At 39.1% G+C, this 8,684-nt stretch carries 10 protein-coding genes; 7 read left to right on the top strand and 3 right to left on the bottom strand.

Annotated elements, in window-relative coordinates:
• The first annotated feature begins 34 nt into the window (after positions 1-34).
• Positions 35-520 carry a hypothetical protein gene (locus H5115_RS13910; protein WP_182755851.1) on the top strand — a complete coding sequence of 162 codons (486 nt, stop codon included), beginning with the start codon at positions 35-37 and terminating at the stop codon, positions 518-520.
• 119 nt (positions 521-639) lie between these two features.
• On the opposite strand, the gene H5115_RS13915 is transcribed toward H5115_RS13910, so the two are convergent.
• The gene (locus H5115_RS13915; protein ID WP_310736288.1) at positions 640-834 is read right to left on the bottom strand and encodes a porin; all 195 of its coding nucleotides are present in this window, start codon (positions 832-834) and stop codon (positions 640-642) included.
• Between the two features lie 170 nt (positions 835-1,004).
• Here H5115_RS13915 and H5115_RS13920 point away from each other — a divergent pair, with 170 nt between their 5' ends.
• Positions 1,005-1,208, top strand: coding sequence for a hypothetical protein (locus H5115_RS13920; protein WP_182674745.1), 204 nt, complete (start codon positions 1,005-1,007; stop codon positions 1,206-1,208).
• Positions 1,209-1,279: 71 nt separating this feature from the next.
• Here the strand turns inward: H5115_RS13920 and H5115_RS13925 are convergent, their stop codons facing one another.
• Complete coding sequence (locus H5115_RS13925) at positions 1,280-2,407, bottom strand: zinc-binding dehydrogenase (RefSeq protein ID WP_182755853.1); 1,128 nt, start codon at positions 2,405-2,407, stop codon at positions 1,280-1,282.
• Between the two features lie 43 nt (positions 2,408-2,450).
• Entirely contained in the window at positions 2,451-3,128 is a 678-nt protein-coding gene (locus H5115_RS13930) for a glutathione S-transferase family protein (protein WP_182755855.1), read from the bottom strand.
• A 166-nt stretch (positions 3,129-3,294) separates the two neighbouring features.
• On the opposite strand from H5115_RS13930, the gene H5115_RS13935 reads away from it, so the two are divergent.
• From H5115_RS13935 to H5115_RS13955, 5 genes are all read left to right on the top strand, one after another.
• Complete coding sequence (locus H5115_RS13935) at positions 3,295-4,221, top strand: LysR family transcriptional regulator (RefSeq protein ID WP_182755857.1); 927 nt, start codon at positions 3,295-3,297, stop codon at positions 4,219-4,221.
• A 180-nt stretch (positions 4,222-4,401) separates the two neighbouring features.
• Complete coding sequence (locus H5115_RS13940; RefSeq protein ID WP_182755858.1) at positions 4,402-6,369, top strand: hypothetical protein; 1,968 nt, start codon at positions 4,402-4,404, stop codon at positions 6,367-6,369.
• 83 nt (positions 6,370-6,452) lie between these two features.
• Positions 6,453-6,908 (top strand): thioredoxin family protein, encoded by a 456-nt coding sequence (locus tag H5115_RS13945; protein ID WP_182681839.1) that lies wholly within the window; start codon positions 6,453-6,455, stop codon positions 6,906-6,908.
• A gap of 213 nt (positions 6,909-7,121) precedes the next feature.
• A complete protein-coding gene (locus H5115_RS13950; protein WP_033021542.1) occupies positions 7,122-7,508 on the top strand; it encodes a hypothetical protein in 387 nt (128 codons plus the stop codon).
• Between the two features lie 385 nt (positions 7,509-7,893).
• Positions 7,894-8,391 (top strand): SMI1/KNR4 family protein, encoded by a 498-nt coding sequence (locus H5115_RS13955; RefSeq protein WP_182755860.1) that lies wholly within the window; start codon positions 7,894-7,896, stop codon positions 8,389-8,391.
• The last annotated feature ends 293 nt before the right edge of the window (positions 8,392-8,684 follow it).

Genomic DNA, 8,684 nt, shown 5'->3' on the forward strand with positions numbered 1-8,684 from the left:
AAGTAAATAAATTTTAGAAATAAGGTATTTATAGGTGTTTTTTAATAGGGCAGTGTTTTTAGTTTTTACTTTATTATCGGGCTGTTCTATAGCTAAAAGCGTTGATTCGTTTTCTTTAAGCGAAATGAGTGAAACACAATACTTACTTGAAACAGCAGCGCAGCCCACGATTAAAGTTATTGCTGATGTGCAAGGAGCTGACGAGCTAGAATTAGTAAGGGTTTATGATTTAACGTGTAATAGTGTTAACTATCAAGTCCCTGCCGTTAAGGGAGATATCGAAAACGCGGAGTCTATTACTGAACTCATAGAGTATTTTATATTTAAAAACGTAGGCGATAATTTATCAGCGATTAAAACAATCGGATCTATTGAGGTTAAAAGGCGAAGTGACGGTATTGTAGTGAATGAGCACACCATCGACCCATCACTGGCCAGTTTTAATAAAAACCTGTGTAACAGTATTAACCGCAGCGGCGATATGTATTACCCAATACAATTTGCTGATGCTGGTAATTAGTATTTATAAACTAACTTAAATGTTATTTACTAGGTAACTATAAAGCCCCTGTATTAAACGTAACGTTTAATACAGGGGCTTTATAGTTTTAGGCTAACCGACTAAACACGCAAAGCGCATTAAAATGAATACTGCAGCCTTAATGAGATAGCATTACCCGATGTGATAGTGCCGCCCGCCTCAAAGTAATTGGCTTTAATGTAGTCGGCCATAAATTTTAAGTTTTTGTTTACGACGTAGTTAACGCCGAGGGCGTAGGTTTTTGCGTCTTGTTTTTCTTGCTTGAGCTTAAGTAAGCTATAGCGGCCTGTAATTCCTCAGCCTGGCTCTGAGCTTGCGCTTAGGTGACCATTAAAATAGCAAACATACAGCTGTAGAATTAATCAAATAGGTCACACGTCACAGGGAAATAGTCGTTAATAAAATTGTAGTATTTAAATAAGTTTGATGAAAATAGTTGTTCAAAACATAAAAGGAATTAAAAATGAAAAACGTAAATCCGTGGCTTATATCTGCTCTTATTTTAGCTTTATTAAATAATGTTTTTAGGATCTGGTTTGGCAACACTATGATTGGCTTTTTCATTGCACTAATACTTTCTTTAGCATGTATACCTTTAATAAAAGCAGTGCAGGGGAAAGGCAATATAAAAAGCCCTTGTGCTAAACATAAAAAAGCAGATACCTAATTAGTATCTGCTTTTTAATTTTAAAAACCACTGCGTTAAATGCTGCGGTCTTTAATACTTACTTAAGCCTATTAAGCTTGAGGTTTAATTAAGTACTTTTCGCCTGTTGCTTGTTTAGAATAAGCGGCAATTGACTGTAAGTGTAATACCTCAGCTAATGACACTTCGTGCGTGTAGTTGCTCGCAAATGTAGTGGTGATTTCATCAGCAACGCGTTTGCGCATTTTCATTACTGTATCTGTGCCTAATTTACCTAAAGCATTAAATAACAAGAACCCGTTTACAGCCCAAGCAAAGCCAAAGTTACGATTAAGTGTAATAGGCCCGCGGTCTAGTGCGCCATAAATGTACACTTGTTTGAATGTATCAGAGCCATAAATTGTGTGCTCTTTCATATCGCGCGCAGCTGCAACTTCCATACAGTTAAGAATGTCACTTGTTAGTTGGCCGCCACCGATTGGGTCGAACGCTATAGTTGCACCGGTTTCGATTATTGCAGCAGTTAGGTCAGTAAGAAAAGTGTCGCTGCTTGAGTTAACAATATATTTTGCACCCATATCGCGCAGTAATTTTTCTTGTTCTGGTTTACGAACAATATTTATTAAATCAACGCCATCGGCAATACAAATACGGTTTAGCATTTGGCCAAGGTTAGAAGCTGCAGCCGCGTGAATAATAGCTTTATGACCTTCAGCGCGCATGGTTTCTACCATTGCTAGTGCGGTAAGTGGGTTAACAAAAGATGATGCACCTTCTTTAGCGGTAGTCCCTTCTTTTAGCTCTAAGCAACTTTGTACATTGGCACATATAAATTGACGATACGTACCGCCGCCAATTACTGCAACGGTTTTACCCATTAATGCTTGTGCGGCTGGTGATGAGCCAGCTGCTACTACGGTGCCAGCACCTTCATTACCTACAGGTGTTGCTTTACCAACACGTGTTTTAAGTGATGGCATAAATTGAGCTGGAACATCAGCAGTAATTACTGGGTTTTCATCAGTACCCGATTGCTTTGCAGTAGACATATCAGCTGCGCTGAATAAAACGCCTAAGTCTGATGGATTTAATGGTGCAGCTTCAATACGAATAACCACTTCATCGGCATTTGGCTCTGGCATCTCGATGTTTTTTAAGGCAAGTGTGAGTTTATTGTCTTCGCTGATAGTTGAAGTAAGTTGGATATTTTTATCTGTCATAATACTGTTCCTATAAATTGAGAATGGGTAGCGTATAGCGTAATTACTTGCTTTGAGCTGCCTGTATTTGTGCTGTTACCTTTTGCATAAACTCAGGCATATTTGCTTGGCGATCTGCCTCTATTTGCTGTGCAATAGTCGATTGGCTCATTTTTACTTGCCATTCTTTCATACCTGGGATTTCGGCCAATACATCCCAATTAAGCTCTTTTGGCGTGAATGCGTTAACCACTGTATTTACGTAGTAAACGTAAATATCTGCCATGCTAAATTGTTCGCCTGCTATCCACGGCGAAAAATGCGTTAATTCACAAAGGGCGTTTACACCGCGCGTTAATAGCTTGCGAATGTCGTCTTTTACGTGTTCAGGTGCAGGGGAGCCTGTAAATACATACGGGATTAAGCGTCTGCTTGGCAACTCAAAGTAAAGCTCACTTATTTTCATAATTTGGCGAACAAAAGCACGCTCGGCTGAATCTTCAGAGTATAGCGTGTTGCTTGGGTAGGTTTCTTCAAGGTAGTCGCAAATAACGCTCGATTCTGCAATATTTAGCCCATCAGCGGTGGTAATAGCCGGTACTTTTCCCATAGGGTTTATAGCTAAAAACTGCTCGTCGTTGTTGTATATAAGGTGCTCATTAAATGGCAGCTCTTTGTGTAAAAGTACATGCTTAACCAAGTTGTAATAGTTACTAGCTGCGAAGCCGTGCAAAGTAATCATAATGTAGCCTTTGGTTTTAAGCTTTAACTATTGGCGTTAAATAAATTAAAGCGTGTAGATAAGTTAAGATCATTATTACTTGTTTTAATTTGCTTATATATAAGAGAAAATGCGAATCACTTTTGCCTTTAAGGCAATAATAAAGCTTGTTTAACACAGAGGCAGCATGGATCAACTAAAAGCCATACGATATTTTATAAAAGTAGTCGAAACAGGCAGTTTTACTAAAGCTGCAAAAGGGTTTGGTGTGCCGCCTTCGTCGTTGTCGCGTCGAGTAGCCGATTTAGAAAAAAGCTTAGGCGCTACGCTTTTAAAACGCTCAACCCGCATTGTTAAGCTTACCGAAGTTGGGCATATTTACTACAACGATATGCAGCAAATTTTGGGGCAACTGGCGCAAAGCCAAGAAACAGTGCGCAGTTACCAAACTACACCCATGGGGCGATTATCAATTAGTTGTATGGTTGGCTTTGGCGACAAAATTTTAATGCCACTACTTGATAAATTTAGTGTTTTGTATCCCGAAATTATACTAGATGTAAGCCTAAGTGATGAGCTTTCTACCCTTGGGCGTGACGACGTTGATATAGCCATTCGTGGAGGGTATGCACCTAACGAGCGCGTGCTAGCAATAAAACTAATGGATAATAGCTTTATACCTGTTGCATCGCCTGGCTATTTGCAAAAATACGGGACGCCTAAAAGTGCTATGAAATTACAGCAGCACCGTGGCCTTTATTTTAAAACGCCAGCGGGGCCAACGCCTTGGTTATGTAAAGTAGATGATCAATGGCACGACGTTTCTGGGCCTGCGGTCGCTATTTCAAATAACGGATCGTGGCTGGCTAAAAAAGCGTGTAATGGCGAGGGCATTTTAATGTCAACTCGGTGGGCGCTCGACTCATATCTTGAGTCTGGCCAGTTGCAAGAGCTTAAGTTTGAGCATGAATTAGCGATAAGCCAAAATGCGACTATGGCGGTTTATTTGTTGTATCAAAAGCAGCGCTATTTAGTACCAAAGGTAAAAGCGGCGGTCGACTTTTTAGTAAAAAGAATTAAAGAAACAGATGGAAGTGTTAAGCGAATAGAATAGTGAATTGTCGCATGGCGCTGCGCTTATCCGACCTACGCTTATTCGATTTAGATTTATGCTTATTTAATTTATTAATGGGTTGTTTGTATAAATAATAGGTAAAAAACGTTTCCTTAAGCTAAAGCTTTTAATGCTGTGACCGATAAATTACTTAACAGGGTTTAGCGATTAAGGATAATCATGGTTAATAATGCACTTGGCAGCCAGTCTAATTTAAGCACTTTACTTGCCCAATCAGTTAATAACGCTAATCAAACCTCTGTGAGTCCTTCGCTACTAACCGGTAGCGACCTTCAAGCTATTAATGATTTACAAACTAACGCCCCCAAAATATCCGATGAATTATTAAGCCAGCTAAATAACGAAACTATTGACGAAGCACTAGCCAGTAATCAAAAAGTAGAGGACGTTTTAAAGCAGCAACTTACCTCGTTATTTACAATTTCAAGCACGCCGAGCACGCTTAACTATAAACTCTCCGATGAAGAACTCGCCCTGCGCACCGTAATAAGCTCTCAGCATGAGGGGTTATTAAAAAACGAAAATAGCACCCAATTAATTGAGCGATTAAATACGTCGGTTAAAAATATTCAGGGTGCTTATGCTAATACCAGCGATATTTTATCGAGTTTAGGTCAGCTTGGGCATGAGCAAAAAACGTTTTTAGCCTCAAGCCAGCAACGTGTTGAGCGTTCACTTAATCCATACATGGAAAGCCTTAATCGCACAAAATACGAGGATGACGATAACTACCTGTTTGAGCTCTCGGTAAAAACTAAAGAGGGTGATGTTATAAACATTACCTTTAACTCATCGCAAGGTTATGACGAAAAAACAGGTGAAGCGATAGATGGCTTTGGCATAAGTTACGAAGTTAATGGTAATTTATCTGAGGCTGAACATGGCGCTTTAACGCAGGTTATGGCGGGTGTTGGCGAAATGGCCGATGAATTTTTTAAAGTGAGCGAAAACTCATTTAACCCTCTTATAGTGCCAAATCAAACAGACATGAGCTTAGATTTTTTAGCGGACTTTAATAGTGAACAGTTAGCCGGTTTTAATGTGTCGTTTTCAACAACGCAAAATGATGCGCTTGATACAGGAGAGAACACGCTTGATTTAAGTTATTCCATTGATGAGGCATCAAACCAGCAAGCACTTGTGTTTAAAGCCGTAGGTGGGCAAAACGACATTGATTTTGCACTCGATATGTCAACCATTGGCGCTAAAGACACGCAGCAAATGCAGCAGTATTTAGCGTCGCTCGATCAAAGCCTAGAAGATAGCCGAGTAAACAGTACTGAAGATGATAAAGAGTCGGCATTTGGGCGCAAAGGCGACGAGGCAATGCAGCAAGGTTTTGCATTGTTTAAAGGCGCTTTTGCGAGTATGTCGTCGGCTGCTGAGCGTTATAGCAATTTGGAGTCACTTGCAGAACAGCACTTTAATGACGGGCGCGCCATGGTTGCCGATTTGGTTGATAACATGATTACAAACGATGCCCGTTACCAAGGGCTTGGTAATAAAGCCCCAAATACATTGGGTGCGAGTATTTCTAAGCTCGCTGATTTTGATGCCACTTTTTCATATGCGCTGGATAACGGCGACTATCAGCCTAAAAGTACTATTGAGCTAAGCCAAGTAACTGAACAAAGCCAATTAGGGGATCTTAGCGGTGTAACGCAAAGTAAAAATGTAAGCAGCCACTTTGATTATCAATACAGTCGCCCTGATTACTACAACAAAGAAGAGAGTTATAACGTAAACACCGCCGTTAAAAATAAAGAACTTGTGGGGCTCGATCAGTCTCACGAGGTTGATGTTGATACAAAAATGTTTGAGTTTAATCCGCAAACCAATCAATACGAGCTGCAAATGGCGATGCAAGAACGAACCGTTAGTAAAAGCAACATTCGCTTAATTGACGATATTTGGCTTGAAGAAAACGAAAACAGCTACAACATGAATAAAAAAGAGCGTGTTGAGAGTGACGAAAAGCAAGACGAGTTTAAAAAAACAAGCAGCCATTCTCATAATAAACTAGTTACCCTAATTGGTGATTTAGACAAGCTAGCTGAGAATAAAGACGTAAGGCGAGAATATTTAACTAACTTATCGCAAGTTAACTTTTTTATGGATAAAAAGTAACGGTTTTGAGTTGTTCACTCCACACTCAATATTGGGTATAGTCGTTTAATACCTAAATTAATACCTAAATTAAGAGCAACCTTATGTTTAAACAATTAATTTTACTGTGCGCTTTAAGCATGCCGCTTGTAAGCTATGCTACAGCGCCATTTTCGGGCGAGATAAGTACGCAAGCACTGCTAAGCGACTACGACAAGTTTAACGAGCAATACAAAGCGTATACACCAACAGCACAAGATATAGCCCTAATGCAAAAGCTAGAAGGCAAAGAGCTTATTGTATTATTTGGAACGTGGTGCCACGACAGCGAGCGCGAAGTGCCAAAGCTCATTAAGTTGCTAGATGAATCTAAAGTTACACTTGCAAGCATTGACTATGTGGCAGTAGGTTACAACAAGCAAGACGATGCAGGCATTGCACAGGCTCACGACTTACAATACACGCCAACGTTTATTGTTAAACAAAATGGCAAAGAGTTGGTACGCGTAATTGAAAAGCCAACGGGTACGTTAGCGCAAGACTTAACGCAGGGTTTGTAAGGTCAGCTTGCTTGTATTTGGTTTACCGATTTAACTAATAGGTTTATGAGGTAGCTGCTGGACTCATATAACTAGTCTCCTGGTACTTTAATGTGTAAGGCCAAGTTTTACCCCTTTGGCTGAGCCAAAATAGGAATTCAGCTATGGTTTGTATATCAATTAAAACAAATAAAAAACGAATTAATCTACAAGCTCGTTGTGGTATGTCTTAATATGTCTAAGGAGCTACGTAAAAATTTGATTGCTGCGATTCTTAGTCCTTTAATTGCATTACCAGTACTTGGTTTTTGTTATTTTTATGCGGGTATCGAAAACTATACTTCTGTGAGTTCATTAATTTCAGGTGTTGGTTTTGGTGTATCAATAGGGGTGGGAAGTTTATTTTATTTTTATCCTTTAATGTTCATTTACGGATTACCTATTAGCTTATTACTCCAAAAGTTAAATTTATTTAAATTACCGGTAGTTTTAATCTTAAGCATACTTCCAGTTTTTTTACTCAGTCTATTTAGTGAATTTAATCGTGAAACATTGGTTCTTCATTTATTAGTACTTTCAATGGGTTCAACTAGTTGGCTTATATATAATAAATTAAGGTAGTTAGGGTGGCACTCATTCTAACCGCTATATAAATCGTTCGTGCAGTTTGTTAATCATGAATCACGCAGCATAATAATTTTTATTAAAGTATGGTAAACGACTCGGCTTTATTGAGCTTAGTTTTCTTTAAATAAAAAGCGGAATATTGCAGTAAATATTGGCATGAATGAATTGATCTTGTGTAGCCAAGTGAAAGTGAATGCCTTCATAATACAGAATAGCTGCAAAACACGATACATTAAGAAAGATCAGTCCTTATCCCCTCAATAAAGACATTTAAACAGCAGTAATATCTTCTAAGATGCCAATTAAAACAATATTAAACAGTTTTTTATATGCTGCGTAAAAATACAGTAATCGATTGAACCAAAACAGGAACTTAGCTATGGTTTGTTTATCAATCAAAACAAATAAAGAATTAGTTAATCTACAAGCTCGTTACGAGTCAGGGGAGTGTATGGATATAAAAGATGTAGTTTTAATACTGAGAGATAAACATGAGCCTACTCCCAAACCTCTTCGCCTACCTACTGAGCAAGAAGTTAACTTAGCTGAGCAAGATTTATCTTTTAAGTTTCCTGAGCAGTACAGGTACTTCGTTTTAAATGCTAGCAATGTGGTATTTGGGATCCGTGAACCTGGTTTAGTTCTCCCAGATATGCTGCCGTACCTAAACTTAAGGGTAATTGCTATCGATGGGTGGGAGGCGGGTGTCCCTAAAGATTTTCTTTCGTTCTGTACAGATAACGGGAATTACTTCACGATTAGTAATGGTGGCGACATCGGTTATTTTGATCATGACGATGGCTGCCATTCTATCTTGGGTGGTGAATTTAAAGATTGGATAATTGAAGATTGGTTAGAATTGGAGGATCACTCATAACAAGCGGGTCAAGTCGGTCGCAGGCTCGTTGGGGCGCTAAAAATTACGCTGCGGTTAGTTTGGTGCTTCGCTCAAGTTTAGCTAACCGCGCTATTGTTTGAACCCAAGTCAATTTCACCATATAGTTTCATACTAAGTTCTTCGAGGTACGGTGTAAGCTTTGGTCAACTGTAGTGGCATAGTTAATTTGGCCACCCATTAAGAAAGAAATGTTATGCTAATAAGCATACAAATTTGGGTGAAAAAATGACGAAATTAACACGCGCAACGTATTCTGCTGCAATCAAATTAGA

The sequence above is a fragment of the Pseudoalteromonas sp. SR44-2 genome, from assembly GCF_014163745.1.
GTDB lineage: Bacteria > Pseudomonadota > Gammaproteobacteria > Enterobacterales > Alteromonadaceae > Pseudoalteromonas > Pseudoalteromonas distincta.

Bases quoted from the DNA above. Each gene is read 5' to 3' on its own strand.
- H5115_RS13920 (WP_182674745.1), top strand. From the start codon at position 1,005: ATGAAAAACGTAAATCCGTGGCTTATATCTGCTCTTATTTTAGCTTTA.
- H5115_RS13925 (WP_182755853.1), bottom strand. From the start codon at position 2,407: ATGACAGATAAAAATATCCAACTTACTTCAACTATCAGCGAAGACAAT.
- H5115_RS13930 (WP_182755855.1), bottom strand. From the start codon at position 3,128: ATGATTACTTTGCACGGCTTCGCAGCTAGTAACTATTACAACTTGGTT.
- H5115_RS13935 (WP_182755857.1), top strand. From the start codon at position 3,295: ATGGATCAACTAAAAGCCATACGATATTTTATAAAAGTAGTCGAAACA.
- H5115_RS13940 (WP_182755858.1), top strand. From the start codon at position 4,402: ATGGTTAATAATGCACTTGGCAGCCAGTCTAATTTAAGCACTTTACTT.
- H5115_RS13945 (WP_182681839.1), top strand. From the start codon at position 6,453: ATGTTTAAACAATTAATTTTACTGTGCGCTTTAAGCATGCCGCTTGTA.
- H5115_RS13950 (WP_033021542.1), top strand. From the start codon at position 7,122: ATGTCTAAGGAGCTACGTAAAAATTTGATTGCTGCGATTCTTAGTCCT.
- H5115_RS13955 (WP_182755860.1), top strand. From the start codon at position 7,894: ATGGTTTGTTTATCAATCAAAACAAATAAAGAATTAGTTAATCTACAA.